The sequence below is a fragment of the Rhodospirillaceae bacterium genome (genome assembly GCA_002746255.1).
In the GTDB taxonomy this organism is placed as follows: Bacteria; Pseudomonadota; Alphaproteobacteria.
This window is the reverse complement of record NVWO01000003.1, coordinates 99834-124706: the sequence shown is the minus strand read 5'-3', so window position 1 is coordinate 124706 and position 24873 is coordinate 99834. Positions and strand designations below refer to the sequence as shown.

Annotated in this window: 27 protein-coding genes; 13 read left to right on the top strand and 14 right to left on the bottom strand. The window is 59.8% G+C overall.

Annotated elements, in window-relative coordinates; genetic code table 11:
* The first annotated feature begins 10 nt into the window (after positions 1-10).
* Together phoU and phoB are read left to right on the top strand one after the other, a co-directional pair.
* A complete protein-coding gene (phoU, locus tag COA65_03510) occupies positions 11-742 on the top strand; it encodes a phosphate transport system regulatory protein PhoU (GenBank protein ID PCJ60764.1) in 732 nt (243 codons plus the stop codon).
* Entirely contained in the window at positions 739-1431 is a 693-nt protein-coding gene (gene phoB / locus COA65_03505; GenBank protein ID PCJ60763.1) for a phosphate regulon transcriptional regulatory protein PhoB, read from the top strand. The genes phoU and phoB overlap by 4 nt, the downstream gene beginning before the upstream one ends.
* Here the strand turns inward: phoB and ald are convergent.
* Genes ald through COA65_03490 form a run of 3 tightly spaced genes read right to left on the bottom strand, consistent with a single transcriptional unit; the run spans position 1428 to position 4940 of the window.
* Positions 1428-2561 (bottom strand): alanine dehydrogenase, encoded by a 1134-nt coding sequence (gene ald, locus COA65_03500; GenBank protein PCJ60762.1) that lies wholly within the window; start codon positions 2559-2561, stop codon positions 1428-1430. The genes phoB and ald overlap by 4 nt on opposite strands.
* Positions 2562-2581: 20 nt before the next feature.
* On the bottom strand, positions 2582-3916 hold the full coding sequence (locus COA65_03495; protein ID PCJ60761.1) for an MFS transporter: 1335 nt from the start codon (positions 3914-3916) through the stop codon (positions 2582-2584).
* Between the two features lie 16 nt (positions 3917-3932).
* Positions 3933-4940 (bottom strand): adenosine kinase, encoded by a 1008-nt coding sequence (locus COA65_03490; GenBank protein ID PCJ60760.1) that lies wholly within the window; start codon positions 4938-4940, stop codon positions 3933-3935.
* A gap of 130 nt (positions 4941-5070) precedes the next feature.
* Between COA65_03490 and COA65_03485 the strand changes: the two genes are divergently transcribed.
* Positions 5071-5742: a hypothetical protein gene (locus COA65_03485; GenBank protein ID PCJ60759.1), complete on the top strand. Its 672-nt coding sequence runs from the start codon at positions 5071-5073 to the stop codon at positions 5740-5742.
* Complete coding sequence (locus tag COA65_03480) at positions 5739-6143, top strand: hypothetical protein (GenBank protein ID PCJ60758.1); 405 nt, start codon at positions 5739-5741, stop codon at positions 6141-6143. The genes COA65_03485 and COA65_03480 overlap by 4 nt, the downstream gene beginning before the upstream one ends.
* On the opposite strand, the gene nth is transcribed toward COA65_03480, so the two are convergent.
* From nth to hrcA, 6 genes are all read right to left on the bottom strand, one after another.
* Positions 6140-6775 (bottom strand): endonuclease III, encoded by a 636-nt coding sequence (gene nth, locus COA65_03475; protein ID PCJ60757.1) that lies wholly within the window; start codon positions 6773-6775, stop codon positions 6140-6142. The genes COA65_03480 and nth overlap by 4 nt on opposite strands.
* A gap of 43 nt (positions 6776-6818) precedes the next feature.
* Positions 6819-7571: a 4-hydroxy-tetrahydrodipicolinate reductase gene (locus COA65_03470; protein PCJ60756.1), complete on the bottom strand. Its 753-nt coding sequence runs from the start codon at positions 7569-7571 to the stop codon at positions 6819-6821.
* Between the two features lie 115 nt (positions 7572-7686).
* Complete coding sequence (gene dnaJ / locus COA65_03465) at positions 7687-8817, bottom strand: molecular chaperone DnaJ (GenBank protein PCJ60755.1); 1131 nt, start codon at positions 8815-8817, stop codon at positions 7687-7689.
* 68 nt (positions 8818-8885) lie between these two features.
* The gene (locus COA65_03460) at positions 8886-10820 is read right to left on the bottom strand and encodes a molecular chaperone DnaK (GenBank protein PCJ60754.1); all 1935 of its coding nucleotides are present in this window, start codon (positions 10818-10820) and stop codon (positions 8886-8888) included.
* Between the two features lie 221 nt (positions 10821-11041).
* Positions 11042-11698 (bottom strand): nucleotide exchange factor GrpE, encoded by a 657-nt coding sequence (locus COA65_03455; GenBank protein ID PCJ60805.1) that lies wholly within the window; start codon positions 11696-11698, stop codon positions 11042-11044.
* A gap of 39 nt (positions 11699-11737) precedes the next feature.
* Positions 11738-12805 (bottom strand): heat-inducible transcriptional repressor HrcA, encoded by a 1068-nt coding sequence (gene hrcA / locus COA65_03450; GenBank protein ID PCJ60753.1) that lies wholly within the window; start codon positions 12803-12805, stop codon positions 11738-11740.
* Positions 12806-12997: 192 nt separating this feature from the next.
* Between hrcA and COA65_03445 the strand changes: the two genes are divergently transcribed.
* From COA65_03445 to COA65_03435, 3 genes are read left to right on the top strand one after another with little or no spacing between them, the layout of a single operon-like run.
* On the top strand, positions 12998-13717 hold the full coding sequence (locus COA65_03445) for a ribonuclease PH (protein PCJ60752.1): 720 nt from the start codon (positions 12998-13000) through the stop codon (positions 13715-13717).
* A gap of 6 nt (positions 13718-13723) precedes the next feature.
* Complete coding sequence (gene rdgB / locus COA65_03440) at positions 13724-14317, top strand: non-canonical purine NTP pyrophosphatase, RdgB/HAM1 family (GenBank protein PCJ60751.1); 594 nt, start codon at positions 13724-13726, stop codon at positions 14315-14317.
* Positions 14318-14343: 26 nt separating this feature from the next.
* Positions 14344-15516, top strand: coding sequence for a coproporphyrinogen III oxidase (locus tag COA65_03435; GenBank protein ID PCJ60804.1), 1173 nt, complete (start codon positions 14344-14346; stop codon positions 15514-15516).
* Between the two features lie 8 nt (positions 15517-15524).
* Here COA65_03435 and COA65_03430 read toward each other — a convergent pair whose 3' ends face one another.
* On the bottom strand, positions 15525-16994 hold the full coding sequence (locus COA65_03430; protein PCJ60750.1) for a penicillin-binding protein activator: 1470 nt from the start codon (positions 16992-16994) through the stop codon (positions 15525-15527).
* On the opposite strand from COA65_03430, the gene rsmI reads away from it, so the two are divergent.
* The 6 genes from rsmI (at position 16940) to COA65_03400 (ending at position 22528) form a co-directional block, all read left to right on the top strand.
* Complete coding sequence (rsmI, locus tag COA65_03425) at positions 16940-17893, top strand: 16S rRNA (cytidine(1402)-2'-O)-methyltransferase (protein PCJ60749.1); 954 nt, start codon at positions 16940-16942, stop codon at positions 17891-17893. The two genes, COA65_03430 and rsmI, sit on opposite strands and share 55 nt — an antisense overlap.
* On the top strand, positions 17839-18291 hold the full coding sequence (locus COA65_03420) for a hypothetical protein (protein PCJ60748.1): 453 nt from the start codon (positions 17839-17841) through the stop codon (positions 18289-18291). Before rsmI ends, COA65_03420 begins: the two co-directional genes overlap by 55 nt.
* A 22-nt stretch (positions 18292-18313) precedes the next feature.
* The gene (locus COA65_03415) at positions 18314-18970 is read left to right on the top strand and encodes a phospholipid-binding domain-containing protein (GenBank protein PCJ60747.1); all 657 of its coding nucleotides are present in this window, start codon (positions 18314-18316) and stop codon (positions 18968-18970) included.
* Between the two features lie 84 nt (positions 18971-19054).
* Positions 19055-20023, top strand: a complete 969-nt coding sequence (locus COA65_03410; GenBank protein PCJ60746.1) for a glutathione synthase — start codon at positions 19055-19057, stop codon at positions 20021-20023.
* Between the two features lie 43 nt (positions 20024-20066).
* Positions 20067-21608, top strand: a complete 1542-nt coding sequence (locus COA65_03405) for an AAA family ATPase (GenBank protein ID PCJ60803.1) — start codon at positions 20067-20069, stop codon at positions 21606-21608.
* Between the two features lie 161 nt (positions 21609-21769).
* Positions 21770-22528, top strand: a complete 759-nt coding sequence (locus COA65_03400) for a cytochrome B (GenBank protein PCJ60745.1) — start codon at positions 21770-21772, stop codon at positions 22526-22528.
* 40 nt (positions 22529-22568) lie between these two features.
* Here the strand turns inward: COA65_03400 and COA65_03395 are convergent, their stop codons facing one another.
* The 4 genes from COA65_03395 to hisA form a co-directional block, all read right to left on the bottom strand.
* Positions 22569-22937 carry a histidine triad nucleotide-binding protein gene (locus COA65_03395; GenBank protein ID PCJ60744.1) on the bottom strand — a complete coding sequence of 123 codons (369 nt, stop codon included), beginning with the start codon at positions 22935-22937 and terminating at the stop codon, positions 22569-22571.
* Between the two features lie 21 nt (positions 22938-22958).
* Positions 22959-23291 carry a phosphoribosyl-ATP diphosphatase gene (locus COA65_03390; GenBank protein PCJ60743.1) on the bottom strand — a complete coding sequence of 111 codons (333 nt, stop codon included), beginning with the start codon at positions 23289-23291 and terminating at the stop codon, positions 22959-22961.
* Between the two features lie 78 nt (positions 23292-23369).
* Positions 23370-24140, bottom strand: a complete 771-nt coding sequence (locus COA65_03385) for an imidazole glycerol phosphate synthase subunit HisF (protein PCJ60742.1) — start codon at positions 24138-24140, stop codon at positions 23370-23372.
* Positions 24133-24870 (bottom strand): 1-(5-phosphoribosyl)-5-[(5-phosphoribosylamino)methylideneamino]imidazole-4-carboxamide isomerase, encoded by a 738-nt coding sequence (gene hisA / locus COA65_03380; protein PCJ60741.1) that lies wholly within the window; start codon positions 24868-24870, stop codon positions 24133-24135. Before hisA ends, COA65_03385 begins: the two co-directional genes overlap by 8 nt.
* Positions 24871-24873 lie beyond the last annotated feature (3 nt).

Below are 24873 nucleotides of genomic sequence, written 5' to 3'. Positions count from 1 at the left end.
TAGAAAGCCCATGACATCGGAACATATCGTCAAATCTTACGACGACGAGCTTAATCGCCTGAACCGCACCATCGTCGAGATGGGCGGTATGGCCGAAGCCCAGTTGCAGGCCGCCATTCGCGCGCTTGTCGAGCGCAACAGCGAACTTGCCGCCAAAATCATCGAAGAAGACGACAAGGTGGACGCGCTGAACTTCGAGGTGGACCAGTTCGCCATCCAGTTGCTGGCCCTGCGCCAGCCGATGGCCGAAGATTTGCGCTGCATTGTCGCCTCCTTAAAAATTTCAAGCGACCTGGAGCGAATTGCCGATTACGCCACGAACGTTGCCAAGCGAGTCATCGCCATGGACGAATACCACACGGTAAAGCTGGCGTCCGGCATCTCGCGCATGGCCGCCCTCGTCACACCAATGATCAAGGACGTGCTGGATGCCTACGTCGCCCGCGACGTGGAACGTGCGATTGAGGTCTGGAATCGCGATATCGAAGTCGACGACATGTATCTAAGCCTGTTTCGCGAATTGCTGACCTACATGATGGAAGATCCGCGCAACATCACGCCGTGCACGCATCTTCTCTTCATGGCCAAGAACATCGAGCGCATCGGCGACCACGTAACGAACATCGCCGAAACGGTCTATTTTCTCGTTCACGGCAAACGTCTGCGCGAACACCGCCCGAAGCTTGAGGAAGGCGATAGCCCGCTCTCGGCGCTCACCTCACACAGCAAGCCGGAAAAATGAAGCCCCTGCTTCTTGTCGTCGAGGACGAAGAAACCCTCGTTACCCTGCTTCGTTACAACCTCGAAAAAGAAGGCTACCGGGTAACCGTCGCAAAAGACGGCGAAGATGCATTGTTGCTGGCCAGGGAAGAGGTGCCGGATCTTGTTCTTCTCGACTGGATGTTGCCGCTTCTTTCCGGCATTGAGGTGTGCCGCCGTCTGCGACGCGGCCGGGAGACACGGAACGTCCCCATCCTCATGCTGACAGCAAGAGGCGAGGAGGCGGACAAGATCCGAGGCCTCGATACCGGCGCCGACGATTACATGACAAAACCTTTCAGCCCAAGCGAACTGATCGCCCGCATCCGGGCGCTGCTTCGCCGCGCGCAGCCGTCCCTTGGCGAAGAAACACTCGACGTTGGCGATCTTGTCATGGACCTTGCCACCCATCGCGTCCACCGGTCCGGTCGCCCGATTGACCTGGCGCCGACAGAATTCCGGCTGTTGCGTTATTTTCTGGAACGCCCAGGCCGCGTCTTTGACCGCGAACAGTTGTTAAACGCCGTTTGGGGCCAGAACGTTTACATTGAGCTTCGCACCGTCGATGTCCATATCCGGCGTCTGCGCCGCGCTCTCAACGCAAAAGGCGAAGCGGATATTATCCGCACCGTGCGCGGCACCGGCTATGCCCTTCGGGACGCATCCGACTAGCCATCGCCACCGGATTCCGGAGGCATGAAATCCGCCACCGTGAAGGGCTGTCCCAGGGCATCGGCCACCGTTTCGTGGGCGATCTTGCCCTGATAGACGTTCAGCCCGCGCAGCAGATGCGCGTCCTCGGCCATGGCCGCACGATAGCCCTTGCCCGCCAGCGCCAGAACGAAGGGGAGGGTGGCGTTGTTGAGCGCCAGCGCCGAAGTTCGCGCCACCGCGCCGGGCATGTTCGTCACGCAGTAATGCACCACCTCATGCCTGATAAAAACCGGCGCATCGTGGGTCGTCGGCCGGCTGGTTTCAAAGCAGCCCCCCTGATCGATTGCCACATCGACCAGAACCGAACCGCACCGCATCTTTTTTACCATCGCTTCGGTAACCAGCCGGGGCGCCGCCGCACCGGTTACCAAAACGGCGCCGATGACAAGGTCCGCGTCCAGCACATGCGTCTCGATGGCATCGACCGTGGAAAAAATGGTGTTCAACTGCCCGCCGAAACGAAGGTCGAGGTCGTAAAGACGGGGAAGCGATTTGTCGATCACGGTCACGGCGGCTTCCATCCCCACCGCCATGCGGGCGGCGTTCGTACCAACAACACCGCCGCCTAAAATCACGACCTTCGCCGGGGCCACCCCCGGCACGCCACCCAGAAGAACCCCGCCGCCGCCCTGCTCTTTTTCAAGGGCATGGGCGCCGACCTGGATGGCCATGCGTCCCGCCACTTCGCTCATCGGTGCCAGCAACGGTAGGCCGCCCTGCGCATCGGTGACCGTTTCATACGCAATCGCGATGCTGCCCGCCTTCATCAGCGCATCGGCTGTTTCAGGCGCCGCCGCCAGGTGCAGATAGGTAAACAATACCTGATCGTTGCGAAGCAGCGGAAATTCCGCCGCCTGGGGTTCCTTCACCTTCACGATCATTGCCGCTGTCTGAAAAACATGGCCCGCATCCGCCGCGATTTCCGCGCCGACGGCCCGATAGGCCGCGTCGTCGAAGCCGCTTCCAAGACCCGCGTTCCGCTCGACGACCACCTCATGGCCGTGATGGACCAGTTCACGCACGCTGGCCGGCACAAGACCGACACGGTGTTCCTGAATTTTTATTTCCTTCGGAATGCCAATGCGCAACGAATTACTCCTTAGGCGTCCTATCGTAACGCCGTTCCGGGCGAACGCTGAATCCAAAGCAGCAGCAAAAGCCCCGGCACCGCCGCCGCCGTCGTCACCAGGAAGAAGGGAATCCAGTCTACCTGATCCGCCAGCCAGCCGCCGGGTGCCGAAAACAGCGTCCGGCCAACGGACATCAGGGACGAAAGCAGCGCATATTGCGTCGCCGTATAGGAAAGGTGGCAAAGCGAGGAGAGATAGGCGACGAAAGCCGTCGTTCCCATGCCGCCTGCGAAATTCTCGAACCCAATGGTCACGAAAAGCAGCCCAAGATCGCTTCCCACTGCCGCCTGCAACGCAAACACCGCGTTCGATGCCATCTGCAGAATGCCCGCAACAAGCAGGCTTTTAAGAATGCCGTAACGGGCGACAAGAATGCCCCCGGCCAACGCGCCGAACAGCGTCGCCCCCAGACCAAAGAGCTTGCTGACATTCGCAATCTCGATCTTGGTAAAACCGATTTCCAGATAAAACGGGTTGGCCATGACCCCGGCAAGGGCATCGCCGAATTTGTAGAAAACGACGAAAAGCAAAATGATCGCCCATTGAGGCCGCGTCAGAAAATCCTGAAACGGGGCAAGAACGGCGCCCCGAAGCCAGGCGCGAATGCGATCAAACGCCGCCGCGCCGTCGCGTCCCCGCGCCGCTGGTTCCGGTGTTGCCGGTTCCGGTGTTGCCGGTTCCGGTGCGACCGGTTCCGGTGCCAGCAGGATCGTCACCAGACCAACGGACACCAGCCCGGCCATGGCCACATAGGCTGTCTCCCAGCCGAAATAGGTGGCGAGATAAAGCGCCCCGGCGCCGGCAACCAAAAGCCCCGCACGATAGCCAAAGACWAGGGTTGCGGCCCCGGCCCCGTAAAGCCGCTTTTCAAGAATTTCGACCCGGTAAGCATCAATCACCACGTCCTGGCTGGCCGAACAGAACGCGACCGCAAAGGCCCAGAGTGCGACGCCAAGCACATCCCTATCCGGGTCCGAAAAACCAAGGCCAAGAAGCGAGAGAATAAGAAGAAGCTGTGTGCATACAACCCAGCCGCGTCGCCGACCCAACGCTTTCGTAAAGAACGGCAGGGGCAGCCGGTCAATGGCCGGGGCCCAGAGAAATTTAAAGGCGTAGGGCAGRCCGACCAGCGCAAAAATACCGATGGCCGTTTTRGTAACRCCGCTTTCYGTGAGCCATACGGCAAGGGTCGAGGCGGTGAGAAGAAGCGGCAGGCCGCTTGCAAAGCCTAAAAAAAGCAGACGGAGGACGTGTTTGTCCCCATAGATTTTTACAGCTTCAAACAAACGCCTGTCCCAAACCCCCAACGCCATTGCAAACGACGGCTGTTTAGCCAAGCACGCCCGGTCCCATGCGCTCGACCACCAGTTGATCCAGTGATTTTTCCGGCCGCGCGCCGAAATGGCTGATGATCTCGGCGGCGCAGATGCTGCCAATGCGACCGCAAATTGCGGGGCTGTGACCACGCGTTACGCCAAACAGAAAGCCCGCTGCGAAAAGATCCCCGGCACCGGTGGTGTCGAGCACTTGTGCGACAGGCTCCGCTTCGATTGTATGAGTGTCGTCCCGGGAAAGGATGACCGCGCCTTTTTCGCTTCGGGTCAGTGCCACTATTTCGCAGTGATTTTTTACCTGCGCCAGGGCCTGATCGAAATCCGTCACCTGATAGAGCGAAAGAATCTCTGCCTCATTCGCAAAAAGAATATCGACATGCGCCGCAATCAGTTCCTGAAAGGACGAACGGTGGCGATCAACACAAAAGGCGTCTGAAAGAGTCAACGCGACCTTTTGCCCGGCTTCATGTGCAATTTTAGACGCACGCACGAAGGCCTCCTTCGCCGGCGGCGCGTCCCAAAGATAGCCTTCAAGATAGGTGATTTTTGCACGGCGGATGCAGGCCGCGTCGATGTCGTCCGGCCCAAGCCCGACGGAAGCGCCGAGATAGGTTTCCATCGTGCGTTGGGCATCCGGAGTAACAAAAACGAGGCACCGCGCCGTCGGCTCGCCGGTGATCGCCGGGGGCGTCGGGAATTCAACACCAGCGGCGGAAATATCATGAAGGAAAATACCACCGAACTGGTCGTTTCGCACCTTGCCGATATAGGCGGCGGCCCCGCCCAGCTGCGCGCAGCCGACCATCGTGTTTGCCGCCGAACCGCCGGAAATCTCAACGGCAGCCCCCATTCGCTCATAGAGGAATTCGGCCCGGGCCGCGTCGATCAGCGTCATCGCGCCTTTCGTCAGCTCCAGGTCGGCAATATCTTTTTCCGCCGCATGGGTGATCACATCAACAATGGCATTGCCGATGCCAACAACATCCAGCGAACCGTCTCCCATCTGCAACTCCTTTCAAAACCTGCTTTGCACCGGACCTTAGCCGCCCCCGCCATCCACGACAAGACGGCCCTTGCAGGGCGGAATGGCGCCGGGTAAACCTGCCTGCAAGTTTGCAAGCCCTGCTTAAGAGATGCCCATGCTTATTGCCTTTCTGCGAACGCTTGGCCAGTTTGGCGATCCGGTTTTCCGCAGCCTTCTGTTGCGCGGCGCCGGGTTTGCCGTCGTGGCAACGATTTGCCTGTGGGGTCTTGGCGGGGCTTTTTTTTACGGCACCACTTTTTTTGAAAGCGGCTGGCTGGAGAGCTTTTTCGACCTTGGCGGATTTGTTGCCGTTTTCCTGCTGACGCTTTTTCTCTTTCCCGCCTTCGTCACCCTAAGCCTGGGCTTTTTTCTGGAAGACCTTCTCGTCACCGTCGAAAAACGCGCCTACCCGGCCCTGGCACCGCCACGCAGGCAAGGCTTTGCCGACGTGTTGATGACGACAGCAAAATTCACCGGGGTGCTTGTTCTTCTCAACCTGCTTTTTCTGCCCGCCTATTTTTTCCCCTTTCTTGGGGCCGTTCTTTTTCTTGGAATGAACGGCTATCTTCTGGGACGTGAATATTACGAACTTGTCGCCATGCGGCGTCTCGACCCCATTGAAGCGCGCACCTTTCGCCAAACCCATCGGGGACGTATTTTTCTATGCGGCATGACCATCGCGCTTTTTTCCGTCCTTCCGGGCATCAACCTTGTCGCACCAGCCTTTGGGGCGGCGCTGGCCTTGCATCTTTTTGAGCAGCTGCGAAAGAAAACAACATGAGAAAAAAAGAAACCGCGCCGCTTTTTCTGTTCGCGCTTTTCCCGATGCTGCTTTCGGGATGCGCCGCAACAACGCAATCCCATAGCATGCGCCCGCCCACTGTTCAGGGCACAACGCCACAAGAAACGGCGACACACCCGAACGCGGCCGAACTTGTTGGGCTGAACAAAGCGGCGGTTCAAAATCAGCTTGGCGCGCCACAGCTTATCCGGCGCGACGGCCCGGCGGAGGTCTGGCAATATCTGGCAGGCGCCTGCATTCTTGATCTTTTTCTTTACGAAGACGGCGCAACCCATCGCGTCAACTATCTGGAACTGCGCATTCAGCCGGATGCGGCGTTTCCACGCGAACGGTGTTTTGAGCAAATCCTGGCGGCGAAAGACGCGCCACCTTTAAGCTAAGCTTCTGTTTTTGCTTTATATTCACAGAGACTGCGCAGGAGGCAGCGCGTACAATCCGGTTTGCGCGCCTTGCAAACATAGCGGCCATGAAGAATGAGCCAATGATGCGCATGGCGGCGATATTTTTTCGGCACCGCCTTTAGCAGGCCATCTTCAACGGCGCGCGGCGTTTTCCCCGGTGCCAGCCCCGTCCGGTTGCCAATACGAAAAATATGCGTATCGACGGCCATCGTCGGCTGCCCAAAGGCAACGTTTAAAACAACGTTTGCTGTCTTGCGCCCAACGCCTGGAAGGCTTTCAAGGGCGGCGCGGTCTTGCGGGACCTTGCTGCCATGGCGATCCACAAGCAATTGGCTGAGGCGGATGATGTGTTTTGCCTTCGTATTGAAAAGGCCGATCGTGCGAATGGCGTGACGAAGCTTTTCCTCGCCAAGTTCCACCATCTTTTCCGGTGAGCGAACGATGGCAAAGAGCGGCCCGGTCGCCTTGTTGACGCCAACATCCGTTGCCTGGGCGGAAAGCACGACCGCAACCAGCAACGTGTAGGGGTTGAAATAGTTGAGTTCACTTTTCGGGTCCGGATTTGCCTTGGCAAGGGCCGCAAAAAACTTTTCAATCTTTGCGCGTTGCATGAGGCAGATATGCCTTCCCTAAAGGACGAAAATGCGCCCAGCTCTAATCCAGGCCGAGCACGTCCGCCATGCCGTAAAGACCTGGGGGCTGGCCCGCAACCCAGCGCGCCGCATGCACGGCACCGCGGGCAAAAACTTCGCGGGACGTTGCTTTGTGAGTGATTTCCAGTCGTTCGCCGGCGCCAGCAAACAGAATGCCGTGTTCGCCGACGATGTCGCCGGCCCGAATCGCTGTCATGGCGATTTCGTCTGTTTTCCGCCCGCCCGCAACCGCCGCGTCACGAAGCGCCAGCGCCGTTCCGGACGGCGAGTCCAGCTTGTGACGGTGATGAATTTCCGATACCGAAACGTCATACGCCGCGTCCAGAACGGAGGCGGCGTGCCGGGCGAGCGCAAAGAGAAGATTAACGGCCAGGCTCATATTCGGCGCCTTGACGATGGCGGCGTGACCCGCAGCGGTGGCAATGGCCTTTTCCTGATCCGGGTCCATTCCGGTCGTGCCGATAACCAGAGCTGTCTTTGTTTCAACGGCCAGGCTGGCGTGACACACCGTCGCCGTCGGCCATGTAAAATCAATCACAACGTCCGACGCCGAGAAAAGCGCGGCCGGGTTATCGGTAACGGTCACACCAAGAGGCGCCAGCCCGGCCACACAGCCGGCATCTTCGCCGCAGGCCGCGTGGCCTGCCTTTTCCGCTGCGGCAGCAAGGCAAAGGTTCTGTTCCGCGATTTCGCGGATCAACATGCAGCCCATGCGCCCGCCCGCGCCCAAAATTCCGATACGGGTTTCCGTCATTTCATTTCTCCCAGTCTTCTTCGGGATTTAAACACAAGGCGGAATGGGAAGCAGAGGAAAATTTTTGACCCGTCGGCCAGGCGAGGCGGCAAAGCAAGGCCGTAGGGCGATGTGACTAATCGCGAAGATCGTCCCAAAGCTCTTTCACCTTGTCGAGGAACCCCTCCGACGCCGGGTGCATTTTTTTCGGATTGCCGGACTTTCCAAATTCGCGCAGCAATTCCTGCTGGCGCTTCGTGAGATTGACCGGCGTTTCGACGACGGCGTCAATGTACATATCGCCACGGGTCGAACGCCGATGCGTGACCATTCCCTTGCCCTTCAGGCGAAACTGACGGCCGGTCTGGGTGCCTGCCGAAATAGCGACCCGCGTCCGCGTGCCGTCGATTGTCGGCACGTCGACCTTGCCCCCCAGGACCGCCACCATCATCGGCACCGGCACCCGGCAGAAAAGATGCGGCCCTTCGCGCCGGAAAAAACGATGCGGTTTGATTGCGATGAAAAGATAGAGATCGCCGGAGGGACCGCCACGCACCCCGGACTCGCCCTCGCCGGTGAGGCGAATGCGCATGCCCTCCTCCACACCCGCCGGAATTGCCACAGAAAGCTTCTTTTCTTTTTGCACCCGGCCAAGACCGTTGCAGGCCGTGCACGGCTTTTCGATGACGCGGCCAGCGCCACGACAGGTGGGGCAGGTCCTCTCGACCGTGAAAAACCCCTGTTGGGCGCGGACCTTGCCGGCACCCGCACAGGCTTTGCAGGTGACCGGGCCCGAACCCGGCGACGCGCCACTGCCGTCGCACGTCTTGCAACCAACAAGGGTGGGCACACGAATTTCCGTCTGCTTGCCCTTAAAGGCTTCCTCAAGGGTGATTTCGAGATTGTAGCGAAGATCGGAACCGCGCCCGGCACCGGATCTGGACCGTCCGCCGTGACCAAAATCGCCAAACATTTCGTCGAAGATATCGGCAAAACCGCTGAAGTCGCCGGTGCCCGGCTGGCCCGGCTGGGGACCGCCATTTTCAAAGGCCGCATGGCCAAAACGGTCATAGGCAGCACGCTTCTGTTCGTCCTTCAGGATGTCGTAGGCTTCGTTGACATCCTTGAACTTCTGCTCGGCGGATTTGTCGTCTGGGTTGCGATCCGGATGAAATTTCATCGCCAGCTTGCGATAGGCTTTTTTCATCTCCGCAGGAGACATGTTTTTTTCAATGCCAAGAACTTCGTAATAGTCGCGTTTGGCCATAAGGGAAGCTCCAGAGGTGGAAAAGGCTCTATCGCATCGAAAAGATGCCGTTCAAAAGCGCCGAACGGCTAGTCTTTCTTTTCGTTCTCGTCCTTGACCTCCTCGAAGTCGGCATCCACGACGTCGTCTTCTTTTGGCGCCGCCTCTTCGCCCGAAGGCATCTCGCCACCTTCCGGCATCTCGCCACCTTCCGCTTCCTGGCTGTCCTTGTACATCGCTTCGCCAAGCTTCATCGCGGACTGGGCCAGTTTCTCGACCGCCGAACGGATTGCGTCGGCATCGGTGCCGTCCTTTACGTCGCGCAACGCTTCAAGGTCGCCCGCGATGGCGGACCTATCTTCTTCCGGAATTTTTTCGCCATACTCTTTCAGATTTTTTTCCGTCGAATAGAGCAAGACTTCCGCCTGATTTTGCACCTCGACAAGTGCGCGTTTTTCCTTGTCTTCATCGGCATGGCTTTCTGCGTCCGCAACCATCTTTTCGACGTCCTCATCCGAAAGGCCGCCCGAAGCCTGAATGTGGATGGTCTGCTCTTTGCCGGTTGCTTTGTCCGTCGCAGACACATTGACAATGCCGTTGGCATCAATGTCGAAACGCACTTCGATCTGTGGCGTACCGCGCGCCGCCGACGGAAGGCCTACCAGGTCGAACTGACCCAACAATTTGTTGTCCGAGGCCATTTCGCGCTCGCCCTGAAACACACGGATCGTCACCGCCGTCTGATTGTCCTCGGCCGTCGAGAACGTCTGACTCTTGCGCGTGGGGATCGTCGTGTTGCGGTCAATGAGACGCGTAAAGACGCCCCCCAGGGTTTCAATGCCAAGGGAAAGCGGCGTGACGTCAAGCAGCAGCACGTCTTTTACGTCGCCCTGCAGAACGCCGGCCTGAATGGCGGCGCCGATGGCAACGACCTCATCGGGGTTTACGCCCTGATGCGGCTCCCGGCCAAAGATCTGCTGAACGATGTCGTAGATTTTCGGCATCCGCGTCATGCCACCGACAAGAATAACTTCATCAATGTCAGATGCCTTAAGACCGGCATCCTTCAACGCCGCCTTGCACGGCCCAACGGTGCGCTGAACCAGCGGATCGACAAGTTCTTCGAGCTTGGCGCGCGTCAATTTGATGTTCAGATGCTTTGGCCCCGACGCGTCGGCCGTAATGAAGGGAAGGTTTACGTCCGTCTGCATGGCGCTGGAAAGTTCGATCTTTGCTTTTTCCGCAGCCTCCTTCAAACGCTGAAGCGCCAGACGGTCCGAGCGGATGTCGATGCCCGCGTCCTTTTTAAATTCGTCGGCAAGGTAATCGATGATGTTTTTATCGAAGTCTTCGCCGCCAAGGAACGTATCGCCGTTCGTTGACTTCACCTCGAAAACACCGTCGCCAATCTCCAGAACGGAAACGTCGAACGTACCGCCGCCTAAATCGTAAACGGCAATTATGCCACAATCCTTCTTCTCAAGACCGTAGGAAAGGGCAGCCGCCGTTGGTTCGTTGATGATGCGCAGCACTTCAAGCCCGGCGATTTTGCCGGCGTCCTTCGTTGCCTGACGTTGGGAATCGTTGAAATAGGCCGGCGTCGTAATCACCGCCTGGGTGACTTCCTCGCCAAGATAGCTTTCTGCCGTCTCTTTCATTTTCTGAAGAATGAAGGCGCTGATCTGGCTTGGACTGTAACGCTCGTCACGAGCCTCGATCCAGGCATCGCCATTGTCGGCGCGCACGATCTCGTAGGGGACCATTGTCTTGTCTTCCTGGGTCGTCGGATCGTCATAGGCGCGCCCGATCAACCGCTTGACCGCAAACAAGGTGTTTTTCGGATTGGTCACGCCCTGACGTTTTGCCGCCTGACCGACAAGACGTTCGCCGTCTTCCGTGAATGCCACCATGGACGGGGTGGTGCGCCCGCCCTCTGCGTTTTCGATGACCTTCGCGTTCTTGCCTTCCATAACGGCGACACAAGAATTCGTGGTCCCCAAATCAATACCGATGACTTTGCCCATGGTCTCCTCTTCTTCGCTGGCGAACCCAGAGAGCCACAATTGGCACCCTCATGGCCCCCGTTTCGACCCGTGATATGCAGGATCGTGAAATCCCTTAACATTTTCGGGAATTGGTCGCTGGATATATGCTGGATATATAAGGTGTGATTTCTGCGGCGGCAACCACCGCCGCCGCTTTTTTTGCCGGGCCGCGCGGAAACCGGGACAAAAAGTGAACGCGCTTACGCCTCCGTATCCACCCGAGGCGCAGGCTTGGTGCTGTCTTCACCTTCCGCCGGTGGCCTGGCAACGCCGACCATCGCCGGGCGCAGCAGGCGATCGTGGAGCACATAGCCGATCTGCATGACCTCGACGATGGTTCCGGGCGCCGCATCCGCGGTCGGCACCTCGAACATTGCCTGATGCAAATTGTGGTTAAATTTTTCGCCCATCGGCGCGACTTCCTTGATGTTGTGCCGCTCAAGGATGGCAAACAGCTCTTTTTCCGTCATCGTCACGCCTTCAACCAGCGGTTTCAGGCGTGGGTCTGACAGGCTTTCCGGGTCTGGCGCCAGATCCGTGGCGCGGCGCAGATTGTCCGCAACGCTTAAAATCGCCCGGGCAAAATCGGCAATGGCAAATTTGCGCGTCTGCGCCTGTTCACGCGTGGTGCGCGCGCGCAGATTTTCCATATCGGCAAGGGTCCGCAACAATTGGTCCTTCGCCTCGGCAAGCTCGCCTTCAAGATCGGCAGTGGGGTTTTCTTCCTCGGTCGCCGCCGCATCTTGCGGGGCGTCCGATGCCGGGATGGCGTCGGATGCTTCTTGCGTGCCCGTCCGGGCCGGTTCCGGGGTCGGAATATTGTCTGATGGCGGTGTTTCGTTTTCGTCTGGTTTCATCATTTCAAGCAATCGCGACCGTTCTTATCCAATAAAATGTTAGCCGACAAAGCGCCCGATTAACTGGGCGGTGTAATCTACCATCGGAATGATCCGCGCATAATTGATCCGCGTCGGGCCGACAACGCCAATGGTGCCAACAATCTGCTGGCGGCTGTTGCGAAACGGCGAGACGATCATGGAACAACCCGAAAGGCCAAAGAGTTCGCTTTCGGAACCGATGAAGATGCGCACACCCTGCGCATCTTGGGAAAGCGAAAGCAAGCGACTTAGCATTTCCTTTCGTTCGAGCGCATCGAAAAGCGCGCGGATTCCTTCGATTTCTTCAACCGCAGTGACGTCTTCCAGAAGCCGCGCCTGACCGCGAACAATGAGGGACCCCCGGCCTTCCCCGCCCGCCCAGGTGGCCAGCCCGGCGGCAACCACCCGAGACGTCCGCGTGTCCAGCTGCGCGCGCTGGGCACGGATTTCTTCCAGGATTTCCGCCTGCGCCTCGCCAAAGGTCCGGCCCACAAGCCGGGCGGTGAGATAGTTCGTCGCCTCGACCAGGGCGGACGCCGGCAGGCCAATCGGCAGTTCAAGAATACGATTTTCCACGGTGCCATCTTCCGTCACGATGACAACAAGGGCGCGATCAGGGCCAAGCCGAACGAATTCAATGTGCTTTAGCGCGCGTTCCGTCTTTGGCGCAACCACCAGGCTGGCACAGCAGGAAAGGCCCGACAGCGCCTGGGTCGCTTCTTCCAGAAGCTCCTGCATGCTGCGCCCTTCCGGCGCACATTGCCGCTCGATGTCGCGGCATTCCGTCTCGCTCAACCCGCCAATTTCAAGGATACCGTCAACGAAAAGCTGCAGACCCGCCTCCGTCGGCAATCGCCCGGCGGAAATATGCGGCGAATACAGCAACCCTGCCATTTCAAGTTCCGCCATCACGTTGCGGACCGTCGCCGAGGAAAGCGGCACGCGCAACATCCGCGCCAGCACCGCCGAACCAACCGGCGAGCCTGTCTCGACATAGGCTTCGACGATGTGGCTAAAAATCTCTCGGCTGCGCGCGTTTAATTCGACGAATGCCAGCTTGCTGTTGTCAGCGATGTTCTCGGCCATAGGCGAACCATCTGGATTTTTGAAGCCTTAAATCTAGTAAGCCGTCCCCCAAGCGTCAACGCAGAGCAAAAATCGGAAGCCGGGGGCCAAAAACTGGACTTCCCCTTCTTTTGCAGGCTAGCTTGGCCGCCTGTCTGCTTTTTTGCCCAGCACCCTGCTTTTTTGACCCATTTTTGATAGAAGGACGAACCCATGCGCCCATCCGGCCGCGCCCTTGATGCGCTTCGCACCATTCGCCTGGAAACTGCCGTCAGCAAACATGCGGAGGGGTCTTGTCTGGCCCATTTCGGCGACACCCAGGTGCTGTGCATGGCTTCCATCGAAGACCGGGTGCCGCCTTTCCTGCGCAACCAGGGCACGGGCTGGGTCACCGCCGAATATGGCATGCTGCCGCGTGCCACCAATACGCGGGGCAACCGCGAAGCCGCCCGGGGCAAGCAATCCGGACGCACCCACGAAATCCAGCGCCTGATCGGCCGCAGCCTTCGCGCGGTGACCGATCTTAAAGCCCTTGGCGAACGCCAGATACGGATCGACTGCGACGTCCTTCAGGCCGATGGCGGCACACGGACGGCGGCGATCACCGGGGCCTATGTCGCGCTTTACCAGGCTTGCGACCTGCTGGTGAAAAACGGCGCGATCGAAAAAATCCCGCTGTACGATCAGCTTGCCGCCATTTCCTGCGGCATTTGGAAAGACACGCCCATCCTCGACCTCGACTACGCCGAGGACAGCACCGCGGAAGCCGACGCAAATTTCGTTCTCACCGCATCGGGCGCGATCGTTGAAATTCAGGGAACCGCCGAGGACAAACCCTTCCCCCAGGCCCGGTTCCTGGAAATGCTGGCCTTAGCCGAAAAGGGCGTCGGCGAGCTTGCCCGCCACCAGCGCGCAGCACTTGGCCTGGACTGACCACCGGTGACACGCCCCTTCCGCGAAGAAAAGCTGGTGCTGGCCAGCCACAATTCCGGCAAGGTGCGCGAAATTTCCGCCTTGCTGGCCCCCTACCACGTCACCGTGCTGTCTGCCGGTGAACTGGGGCTGGAAGCGCCGCCGGAGACCGGCGCCACCTTCGCCCAAAATGCCGAAATAAAGGCGATGGCCGCAACCACCGCCACCGGCCTGCCTGCCCTGGCCGACGATTCCGGCCTTGCCGTGACAGTCCTAAATGGCCGTCCCGGCGTGCGTTCGGCGCGCTGGGCCGGGCCGGGCGGAAATTTCAGCGACGCGATGCGCCGGGTCCACGAAATGATAGAAGGCCATCCCGATGCGTCCGCCAAATTCGTTTGCGCGCTGACGCTTTGCTGGCCCGACGGCCATTGCGAAACCTTTGAAGGCGCGGTTTCAGGCACGCTTGTCTGGCCGCTTCGCGGCGAAAACGGGTTTGGCTATGACCCCATGTTCATGCCCGATGGCTATGAAATTACCTTCGGTGAAATGGACGCTGACAAAAAACACGCCATCAGCCACCGGGCAGCCGCTTTTCAAAAATTGATCGCGGCCTGTTTTTAAACGTGAGCGCGCAGGCCTCCGAAGCCGTGACCGGGGAACCACCCCTCGCGCTTTATATCCATTGGCCTTTCTGCCGCTCAAAATGTCCCTATTGCGATTTTAACAGCCATGTGCGCGATCGCATCGATGCCGGGCGCTGGGAACGCGCGCTGCTGGACGCGCTGGATCACGCCGCCGGACAAATGCCGGGGCGTCGCCTGGGCAGCCTTTTTTTCGGCGGCGGCACGCCATCGCTGATGGCTCCGGAAACCGTCGCGCGACTTATCGCGCGCGCAAAAACCCATTGGCCTGCGGACCCGGATCTGGAAATCACCCTCGAAGCGAATCCGACCTCGGCAGAAGCGGCCCGTTTCCAGGCTTTCGCCGAAGCCGGCGTGAACCGACTTTCCCTTGGCGTGCAAGCCCTGCGTGAAGAGGCGCTGCGCTTCCTTGGCCGCGAACACGATGTGCGCGAGGCGCTCCGCGCCCTGGAATGGGCCAGAAAAACCTTTCCGCGAATTTCCTTCGACCTCATCTATGGCCGCCAGGAACAGACACCGGCCGATTGGCGAGCGGAGCTTGGTCAGGCGCTGGCGCTGGCGGCGGATCATCTGTCCCTCTATCAATTAACGATCGAGGCCGGCACCGCCTTCTTCCAGCAGCAACGCCAAGGTGCCCTGCCGTTGCCGGGCGAACCGGCAATGGTGGCGTTTTACGAAACGACCCAAGCGATGCTGGAAGACGCGGGCATGCCGGCCTATGAAATTTCCAACCATGCGCGTGCCGGGGCACAATGCCGCCACAACCTTACCTATTGGCGCGGCGGTGAATATATCGGCATCGGCCCCGGTGCCCATGGCCGCCACGGCGGTCGCCGGCCTGACGAAGCGCGTACCACCACCCGCGACATCCGGCTTCCGGAACGCTGGCTGGAAGCCGTCGAACGCCAGGGTCACGGCTGCGAAGCGGTGGAAGGCCTTGAGCGCAACGCCTGGCTTGCGGAACTGACAATGATGGGTTTGCGTCTTCGCGAGGGCCTTTCGCGCAACACGTTCCGGCGACAGACCGGCCTTGAAATCGAGGCGGCATTCCCGTGTGAAGCCTTGGCCTCTCTCATCACCGGGGATTTTCTTGTCCTTGATGCGGCGGGCCTGCGCGCGACGCCGCGCGGACGGCAACGGCTGAACGCCGTGCTGGAAAGATTGTTAAGCGCGGCTTAGCCGGTGGCTTAGCCGTCGGTGAATTTCACCGGTGCCGGGCTGACGACACGCGGGCCACGGTGGCCGACCTGCAACACCGCCAGGCCACGTTCGACCAGGCCGTCCGGATGAAACCGGAAAATACCATCGACACCGGCAAAGCCGCCACGCACGGTCAGCGAAAAATCGTCCAGGGACGTCCCCGTGCCGACAAGCACGGCGGCGAGCGCGGTCGCATCATACGCCAGGCTGGCAAGGCGCGGCGGCGCGGCCTGAAAACGATCCTCGTAACGCCGAACGAAGCGTTCCCATTCCTTAGGGCCGGACGTGGCGTACCAGCCACCGACCAGGGTCGGCTCGGTTCCAATCGTCGCATCGTCCCACTGGCCGGTTCCAAGAAAGCGAACCTTCTTCGGATCGACGTCGTAATAGGACAGCAACGGGGCGATGCTTTTCAGGTGATCGCCGCCGACCGGTAGCAGAACCGCGTCAAAATCAACGTCGCCCAGGGTTTCCTGCCCTTTGAGTCTCTCCAGTTCCCGTTTGGAAATTTCATCGTCCAGGGTTTCAAGCTCGACGCGGTGTTCATTCAGGGCGTGGGCGCGCAAATCGTAATCGGCAAGGTCGCGAACAATTTCCGACAGTTTTTTGGTGTCCATTGCCACCGCCGGATCATAAAAAACAACCCGCGTTACAACCGCATCCACCTTTTCAACGGCGCGGCGCAATTCCTCGACAACCGCATAGCCATAAGCATTCCGGGGCGACAGGATCGCAAAACGCGAAAGGCCCTTGTTGTGTGCAAAGGTAACGACGCGTTCGACCTGGGTGCGCGGAAGAAAGCCCATGGTGTAAATCCCGCGCCCGGCAACGCTTCGATCCGTCGAAAACGCGACAACCCGGATGTTGCGCGCGCGCGCCGCGTCGCTGATCGCCGATACGGATGTCGAAAGCAGCGGCCCGAGAATCAGAGACACGTTGCTTTCAAAGGCGGCTTCCGCCGCCGTGGCGGCACCACGCGGCGTGCCTTTCGTGTCGAAGGGAAGCAGCGCAAAATTCGAACCCGCCAAATCGAAAAGCGCCATCTGAGCTGTGTTCAACATGGCCTTTCCAAGAACCGCATTTTGTCCCGAAAGCGGCAGCAGGATGGCAATACGCTGGCGCGCCTTTGCCGCCGGCGCGGCCTGAACACGGCGCGGGGCGCCCTTTAGGGGCGACCCCTGACTGAGCGAGGCGATGGCCGTTGTCGTCTCTCTCAGAGAGACATCCTCGCTGCGCGTCCGGTCATATTCGCTGGGAATGGGAAGCGGCGCTTCCTGAACCGGCGTCGAGGGCGAACTTTTCGGCGGCGGCGCATCAGGAAAGGTGCGCCCCCCTTGCGCGCCGGGATACCCATTCGATACCCTGCCGCATCCGGCCATCAGCACAAGCAAGGCGATCAGGCATGCCCCGATTAAAAGACGGTTCCGGCAAAGGGGATAAACGGCGGAAAAACCCACGGAAGGCCTCTGAAAAAAGCATCGAATGCTCCGCCAAGGCTAGCCCTCAGCCCGATGGAAGTAAACGGGGGGGCCTGCTTCTTGTTGCGACCCCCATCGGCAATTTAGGCGACATGACCTCCCGCGCCCTCGACGCCTTGCGCGAGGCCGACAGCATCGCGTGTGAGGATTCGCGTGTGACGGGCAAATTGCTCCGCAAATATGGGATCGACACCAAACGCGTCGTCTATCACGACCACAACGCCGCCCGAATGCGCCCGCGCCTGCTGCGCGAGCTTGCCGCTGGAAAAACCATCGCCCTTGTGTCCGACGCCGGAACGCCCCTTATCTCGGATCCGGGGTACAAGCTTGTCCGCGACGTAATCGCCGCAGACATTCCGCTGACCTTTCTTCCCGGGCCTTCCGCCGTCATCACCGCCCTTGTCCTTTCCGGCCTGCCGCCCGATCGCTTCTTCTTTGGCGGCTTCCTGCCGGTGAAGGCCGAAGCCCGGCGGGGCGAGATTGAGCGTGTCGCGAGCCTCGCTGCGACGCTTCTTTTCTTCGAATCCCCGCGACGTCTGGCCGCGACCTTGCGTCAACTCGCCGACATCCTTGGCACAAGAGAGGCCGCCGTCATCCGCGAAGCAACAAAGCTCTATGAAGAAGTGCGCCGGGGTTCCCTTGAAGAACTGGCGGCGTTTTACACCCAGGCCGGGCCGCCGAAAGGCGAGGTCGTGCTTGCCATCGGCCCACCAGCGGCGACCGCAAACACGCTGTCGGATGATGCCTTGCGCGAACGCCTCAAGCCAATGCTTGACCGGGGAAGCCTCCGCGATGCCGCCGACGCTGTTGCCCTGGAAACGGGATGCGCGCGGCGCAAAGTCTATGCCCTTGCCCTCGAACTGACCGGAAGGAAATAACGCGCGTGCCGAGCCCGGCGCGTTCGCAACGCGGCCGCAAGGCCGAACGCGCTGGCCGCCGCGCGGAAACGCTCTGTGCCTGGATCTTGCGCTGCAAGGGCTATCGCATTCTGGCCCAGCGTTACCGCACCCCCGTGGGCGAGCTGGATATCGTCGCGCGCCGTGGCCGCACCCTTGTCTTCGTCGAGATCAAAGCGCGCGCAAGCGTAGCCGCCGCCGCCGAAGCCCTGCGACCAAAACAACGGGCCCGCCTTACGCGTGCCGCCGAACATTTCCTGAGCCAACGGCCAAATCTGGCACCTGGCGCAACAAATATCGCCATCCGCTTCGATGCGATGCTGATCGGTCGCGCTCCCTGGCCGCACCATGTGAAGGACGCTTGGCGAAAGGACTTTTAGGGCGTTAGATGGGCGGACATCCTTGCGGCCACGAAATCGCAACCCTCCCGTTTTCATTGGCGGATTTTTCATGCGGCGTCTTTTTCTTTACCTTCTGCCCGTTCTTCTTCTGGGCCATGTTGGCCTTTCCGCCTGTTCGGTGGTGGGGCTTGCCACCGGCGCCGGCGCCGGAACGGCCGTCGCCGCGTCCGAAGAACGCGGCCTTGGCGGCACGGTTGCGGATGCGGCCCTGCACACCAAAATCAACGTCGCGCTTCTGGATAAGGATTTTCGCCTTTTCCGCCGCGTCAGCACCAGCGTCCATGAAGGCCGCGTTCTTCTGATGGGCATCGTGCCCAACCCGGAAGCCATGGCCGACGCCGTGCGCCTTGCCTGGCAAGCAGAAGGAACCCGCGAGGTCATCAACGAACTGCACGTCGCACCGGACGAAGCCTTCCTGGACAGCGTTCGCGACGGCTGGATCAGCACCAAGATTCGCACACGCATCATGTTCGATAAGGAAATCGAAGCCATTAATTATTCGATCGAAACGGTCGGTCGCGTCATCTACATCCTTGGCATCGCCCAGAACCGCGAAGAACTTGACCGCGTTATCCGAACCGCCCGCGACATCGAATATGTCGAAAAAATCATCAGCCATGTCATCCTGAAAGACGATCCGCGACGAAAGACCCCTTAAAAACCGGCATTTGGCGCAACTGGCGCCGGCGGCCATTCTTTTCTATCCTTCCACCTTCCACTGCCAAAACAGGACTGAACCGCCATGAGCCTTGCCGTCGCCATCCAGATGGACCCCATGGAGGGAATTGACATCGACGCCGACAGCACGTTTGCGTTGGCGGTCGAAGCCGAACGCCGTGGCCACGCCCTTTTTCATTACCTTCCCCAGGACCTGACCTTCCGCCATGGCCGGGTTGTTGCGCGCGCGCACCCGATGCAGGTCCGTTACGAAAAAGGAAACCACTTCACCTTCGGCGAAGCCCGTTCCATCGACCTTGCCCCGATCGACGTCGTGCTGATGCGCCAGGACCCGCCTTTCGACATGGCCTACATCACGGCAACGCATTTGCTTGAACATCTGATGGCAACAACGCTTGTCGTCAACAACCCGACCGAGGTTCGCAACGCGCCGGAAAAATTATTCGTGACGCATTTCGCGGAACTGATGCCGCCCACGTTGATTACATCCGATCGGGAAGAAATTCTCGCTTTCCGCAAAGAACAGAAGGACATCATTCTAAAACCGCTTTTCGGAAATGGCGGGCGCGGCGTTTTCCACATCTCGCCGGAAGACGAAAATCTGAACGCGCTGCTGGAATTGTTCACCGAGCTTTATCGCGAACCGGTCATCGTTCAACGCTACCTTCCCGAGGTTCGCGATGGCGACAAACGAATCATTCTTGTCGAAGGCGTGCCGGTCGGTGCCGTCAACCGTGTGCCGCCAAAAGGCGAAGCGCGCTCGAATTTGCACGTTGGCGGTGTTGCAAAAAAAGCAACGCTAACGGCACGCGATCATCTTATCTGTGAAGCCATCGGCGAAACCCTGCGCGATCGCGGCCTTCTTTTTGTCGGCATCGATGTCATCGGCGATTGCATGACCGAAATCAACGTCACCTCGCCAACCGGCATTCGCGAGATCAACCGTTTTGACAACGTCACCATCGAGAAACAAATCTGGGACGCGATTGAAGCGCGCCATGCCGCCCTGGGCCGGGGCGGGCAGGCGGAATGAACCGGACAGACCGGAAGGCATGCGGCAAAGACCGGGGGCATCAATGGTTGCCCGGGTAGCAAGCGTGGCCTTCAACGGCATTGACGTAAAGGACGTGGACGTTCAGGTCCGGATCGCCAACGGCCTGCCCGCCTTTACGATCGTCGGGCTTGCCGACAAGGCGGTGGCTGAATCCCGCGAGCGCGTGCGCGCCGCGCTCGAATCGATGGGGCTTTCCCTGCCGCCAAAGCGCATTATCGTCAATCTGGCACCGGCCGATCTGCTGAAAGAAGGCAGCCATTTTGACCTTCCCATCGCGCTCGCCCTTCTTGCCGCCATGGATGTCCTGCCCAAGGAAGAAGTCGCCAGTTTTCTGGCGATCGGCGAGCTTTCCTTGGATGGCGGGTTAAGCGCCGTCGCCGGCGTGTTGCCTGCCGCCATCGCGGCGGCGGTTCGGGGCTACGGCTTCATCTGTCCCGCCGCCTGCGGGCCGGAGGCGGCCTGGGCGGAAGGGGTCGATGTGCTGGCACCGGAAAACCTGCTCGCCCTGGTCAACCATTTCAAGGGCAGCCAGGTGCTGACTCCGCCCCGGGCGGAGCTTGCCGAAAACGACGAACGCTATCCGGATCTGGCCGATGTCAAAGGCCAGGAAACCGCCAGGCGGGCGCTGGAAATTGCCGCCGCAGGCGGGCATAATTTGCTGATGGTCGGCCCCCCGGGTTCTGGAAAATCTCTTCTTGCCCAACGGCTTGCCGGTATTCTTCCGCCCTTGAATGCGCGCGAGGCGCTGGCCGTCAGCATGATCCAGAGTGTGGCCGGCACGTTGAAGGGCAAGCGTCTTTCACGCCAGCGGCCCTTTCGCAGCCCCCATCATTCCGCCTCCCTGCCGGCCCTTGTCGGCGGCGGCAGCAAGGCGCGTCCGGGAGAGGTTTCCCTCGCCCATTACGGCGTTCTTTTTCTGGATGAATTTCCGGAATTTTCCCGTCAGGCCCTTGAAGCCCTGCGCCAGCCCCTTGAAGCCGGCGAAGTCACAATCGCGCGCGCCAACGCGCATGTGACCTATCCGGCCCGGGTCCAGCTTATCGCCGCGATGAACCCGTGCCGTTGCGGTTATTTCGGCGACCCCGGCCAGGATTGTGGGCGGGCGCCAAAATGCGCCGCCGATTATCAGGCAAAGATTTCCGGGCCGCTTTTCGACCGCATCGATCTTCATGTCGAAGTGCCCGCCGTTTCACCCGACGACCTTGGCCGACCGGCAGCGGCCGAACCGTCGGCCACCGTGCGCGAGCGCGTGCTGGCCGCGCGCGCCATTGCCACGGCGCGTTACAAAAAACAGGCCAAAGCCGACGGCATTCGCCTGAACGCCGAAGCCGACGGCACGCTTCTGGAAGCGATCGCCGCCCCCGACGAAGCAGGCCGGGCTCTGCTGAAAGAGGCAGCGGAAAAAATGCGCCTCACGGCACGCGGCTATCACCGGGTGTTGCGCGTCGCGCGCACATTGGCGGACCTTGAAGGCCGCGACGGCGTCCTTCGCCATCACATCGCCGAGGCGCTAAGTTACCGCCGCATCGTGCCGGGAAGAAATCCGCTTTTGCCCTCGGTCTAACCTTTCGGCCAAGACCGTTCGGCCCAGATCGCAAACCGAGGGCGCGGGCCCAAGTTGCGGACCGAGGATATTTGCGATCACACCGCAATGCACTACGGTTATGAGTAGATGGGCGGCACCATCTTGCCGGGTCCCGGACTGACAATGGGAGCATCAGAAACATGAATGAAAAACCGTTGCGGGCTTATGCCGTATGGGACCGGCCAACGCGGTGGTTCCATTGGATAAACGTCTTGGCGATTGTGGGACTCATGGGCATCGGGATCGTTCTTCTCAACGCCAAAATTCTTGGCGTTTCCACGCCGGGAAAAATCCTTCTGAAAGAAACCCATGTCTGGGTTGGCTATGTCTTTGCCATTAATCTTGCCATTCGAATCATCTGGGGATTTATGGGAAACCGTTACGCGCGCTGGCGCAGCATCCTTCCCGGTGGTGCTGGCTATGTTCGTTCCGTCCGCGATTACGCGGCGGATTTCTCCAACAAGCGCCCCAACCGGTATCTGGGACATAATCCGCTCGGCCGCCTAAGCGTCGCCGTCCTGTTTCTTCTGCTTGTGACCCAAGCGTCCGCCGGCCTGATCCTTGCCGGAACGGATATTTTCTATCCGCCCTTCGGCCACTGGATCGCCGAGTGGATCGCCGCAGATGGCGTCGATCCGGCAAGCCTGATGCCATACGCCAAAGACACCTACAACATGCAGGCCTATCAAGAGATGCGCGCGTTTCGGGACCCGGTCATCACAACCCATGTTTATGTGTTCTACGGGCTGCTGGCGGTGATTGTTGCCCATGTTGCCGCTGTCATCGTCACCGAAATTCGTGAGGGTGGCTCTTTGGTTTCCGCGTTGTTTACCGGGCGAAAAATTCTTTCCGGCACCCCGGTGGATTACGAAGAATCCGGCGATCAAAAAGATGGATAGAATTTCTGTGACAGGCCACCACCCGGGACCGCCACGCGCCCTAGCCTTTGGGCTGTGCAAGCATCGAGCCCAGTTTCCGTCCCGCAAAAAGATGCACATGAAAATGCGGCACTTCCTGATGCGCGTCCACGCCATGATTGGCAAGGATGCGGTAGCCGGCGTTTTCAACTTTCAGATCGCGTGCCACCTGGCCGACAGCGCGAAAAAAGCCGGTGATTTCAGAATCCGTGGCGGCCTCTGAAAAATCTGCCATCGACACGTAAGCCCCCTTTGGGATGACCAGAACATGGGTCGGCGCTTGGGGATTAACGTCGCGAAAGGCGAGCGCAAATTCGTCTTCGTAAATTTTATCGCAGGGAATTTCTTTGCGAAGGATTTTTGCAAACACGTTGTTCAGATCATACGCCATCGCCCAGGCCCTCCCGATCGGTTATTTTTTTCTGGCGGCCTTCTCGTCAATTCCGGACATGCCTTCGCGACGACGAAGTTCGGCAATCACCTCTTCCAGAGTGATGCCCTTCGCCGCCAACAGCACAAGAAGGTGATAAAGAAGGTCGGCGCTTTCCCCGACCAATTCGGCTTGGCTGCCCTTGACAGCGGCGATCACCGTTTCAACCGCTTCTTCGCCAAGTTTTTCAGCCATTTTGTCGATGCCGCCCGCGAACAGCTTCGCCGTGTAAGAGCGCGAAGCATCCCCACCTTTGCGGCTTTCGATCACCGCAAAAAGTTCAGTGAGCGTCTTTTCGTTATCGGGTACCGCCATCGGAAATTCTCCCCGGTGTGGGCGCGCAAGACCTGCGTTTCCTAGCAGGTTTCTTCATTCTTGTCAGAAAAGCCGCCCTCATGAAAATTCCATCGGCCGCACCGGAATTCCGGCCGCCGCCATATGGGCCTTCGCCGCCCCAATTGAATGCTCACCAAAATGAAAGATGGACGCCGCCAGGACGGCTGCCGCATGGCCGTCGCGAATGCCTTCGACCAGATGGTCGAGATTGCCGACGCCGCCGGACGCAATGATGGGGATCGAAACCGCGTCGGCAACAGCGCGGGTGAGGCCGATGTCAAACCCCTGGCGCGTGCCGTCGCGATCCATCGACGTCAGCAGAATTTCGCCCGCGCCAAGCTCTGCCATCCGGCGCGCCCATCCAACCGCCTCAATCCCGGTCGCGTTGCGCCCGCCATGGGTAAAAATTTCGTACTCCCCCGACGATGCCCGTTTCGCGTCCATGGCAACAACGATGCATTGAGTGCCGAAACGCTGCGCCGCTTCGGCGACGAATTCCGGTCGAACAATGGCGGCGGTGTTGATGGATACCTTGTCGGCCCCGGCCAGCAACAAACGACGAACGTCTTCCGTTTCGCGCACGCCGCCGCCAACGGTAAGCGGAATGAAGCACCGTTTCGCCGTGCCCGTCACAATGTCGTAAATCGTTTCGCGATTTTCATGGGACGCGGTGATGTCGAGAAAGCAAAGCTCGTCCGCCTGTTCGCTGTCGTAAAACGCCGCCTGTTCAACCGGGTCGCCGGCATCGACCAGATCGACAAAATTCACTCCCTTGACGACGCGGCCATCCTTCACATCGAGGCAGGGAATGACGCGCGCCTTAAGCATGGGATGCGCCGCCTGCAATTTTAAGGGCCTCCTTTGGTTCGATGCGTCCATCGTAAAGGGCGCGGCCCAGAATGACGCCTTCAATGCCGCAAGATGCCTTTTCCTGCAGGGCTGTTATGTCCGCCAGAGAGGCGGCACCACCGGACGCAATCACGGGAATGGAAAGCGCGTCGGCAAGGGCTGCCGTCGCATCAACATTGACGCCGCGCATCATGCCGTCGCGCGCGATGTCCGTATAAATAATGGCCGCGACATGGGCATCTTCGTAACGGCGCGCAAGATCCAGCGCCGTCACATCGGTGGCTTCCACCCACCCCCGAACGGCGACACGGCCGTCGCGCGCATCGATGCCGACGGCAATTTGCCCTGGAAAGCGGCGCGCCGCCTCGCGGACAAGTTCCGGGTCTTCAAGGGCGACGGTGCCAAGGATGACACGCGCGATGCCACCTTCAAGCCAGGCGGTGATGGTCGCCATGTCGCGAATGCCGCCGCCCAGTTGCACCGGTAAATCAACCGCGTCCAAAATGGCGCGCACGGCGTCGCCATTGATCGTCCGGCCCGCAATGGCACCATCAAGATCGACAAGGTGGAGCCGGGAAAAACCAGACGCCTTGAAACTTTTCGCCTGGGCCGCCGGACTGTCATTGAAGCGCACGGCTTTTTCCATGTCGCCCTGCAACAGACGCACGCATTCCCCGCCCTTTAGATCAATGGCTGGATAAAGGATCATCGC

Bases quoted from the DNA above. Each gene is read 5' to 3' on its own strand.
- phoU (PCJ60764.1), top strand. From the start codon at position 11: ATGACATCGGAACATATCGTCAAATCTTACGACGACGAGCTTAATCGC.
- phoB (PCJ60763.1), top strand. From the start codon at position 739: ATGAAGCCCCTGCTTCTTGTCGTCGAGGACGAAGAAACCCTCGTTACC.
- COA65_03490 (PCJ60760.1), bottom strand. From the start codon at position 4,940: ATGGGAGACGGTTCGCTGGATGTTGTTGGCATCGGCAATGCCATTGTT.
- COA65_03485 (PCJ60759.1), top strand. From the start codon at position 5,071: ATGCCCATGCTTATTGCCTTTCTGCGAACGCTTGGCCAGTTTGGCGAT.
- COA65_03480 (PCJ60758.1), top strand. From the start codon at position 5,739: ATGAGAAAAAAAGAAACCGCGCCGCTTTTTCTGTTCGCGCTTTTCCCG.
- nth (PCJ60757.1), bottom strand. From the start codon at position 6,775: ATGCAACGCGCAAAGATTGAAAAGTTTTTTGCGGCCCTTGCCAAGGCA.
- COA65_03470 (PCJ60756.1), bottom strand. From the start codon at position 7,571: ATGACGGAAACCCGTATCGGAATTTTGGGCGCGGGCGGGCGCATGGGC.
- dnaJ (PCJ60755.1), bottom strand. From the start codon at position 8,817: ATGGCCAAACGCGACTATTACGAAGTTCTTGGCATTGAAAAAAACATG.
- COA65_03460 (PCJ60754.1), bottom strand. From the start codon at position 10,820: ATGGGCAAAGTCATCGGTATTGATTTGGGGACCACGAATTCTTGTGTC.
- COA65_03455 (PCJ60805.1), bottom strand. From the start codon at position 11,698: ATGAAACCAGACGAAAACGAAACACCGCCATCAGACAATATTCCGACC.
- hrcA (PCJ60753.1), bottom strand. From the start codon at position 12,805: ATGGCCGAGAACATCGCTGACAACAGCAAGCTGGCATTCGTCGAATTA.
- COA65_03445 (PCJ60752.1), top strand. From the start codon at position 12,998: ATGCGCCCATCCGGCCGCGCCCTTGATGCGCTTCGCACCATTCGCCTG.
- rsmI (PCJ60749.1), top strand. From the start codon at position 16,940: ATGCCCCGATTAAAAGACGGTTCCGGCAAAGGGGATAAACGGCGGAAA.
- COA65_03420 (PCJ60748.1), top strand. From the start codon at position 17,839: ATGCGCGCGGCGCAAAGTCTATGCCCTTGCCCTCGAACTGACCGGAAG.
- COA65_03410 (PCJ60746.1), top strand. From the start codon at position 19,055: ATGAGCCTTGCCGTCGCCATCCAGATGGACCCCATGGAGGGAATTGAC.
- COA65_03405 (PCJ60803.1), top strand. From the start codon at position 20,067: ATGGTTGCCCGGGTAGCAAGCGTGGCCTTCAACGGCATTGACGTAAAG.
- COA65_03400 (PCJ60745.1), top strand. From the start codon at position 21,770: ATGAATGAAAAACCGTTGCGGGCTTATGCCGTATGGGACCGGCCAACG.
- COA65_03395 (PCJ60744.1), bottom strand. From the start codon at position 22,937: ATGGCGTATGATCTGAACAACGTGTTTGCAAAAATCCTTCGCAAAGAA.
- COA65_03390 (PCJ60743.1), bottom strand. From the start codon at position 23,291: ATGGCGGTACCCGATAACGAAAAGACGCTCACTGAACTTTTTGCGGTG.
- COA65_03385 (PCJ60742.1), bottom strand. From the start codon at position 24,140: ATGCTTAAGGCGCGCGTCATTCCCTGCCTCGATGTGAAGGATGGCCGC.
- hisA (PCJ60741.1), bottom strand. From the start codon at position 24,870: ATGATCCTTTATCCAGCCATTGATCTAAAGGGCGGGGAATGCGTGCGT.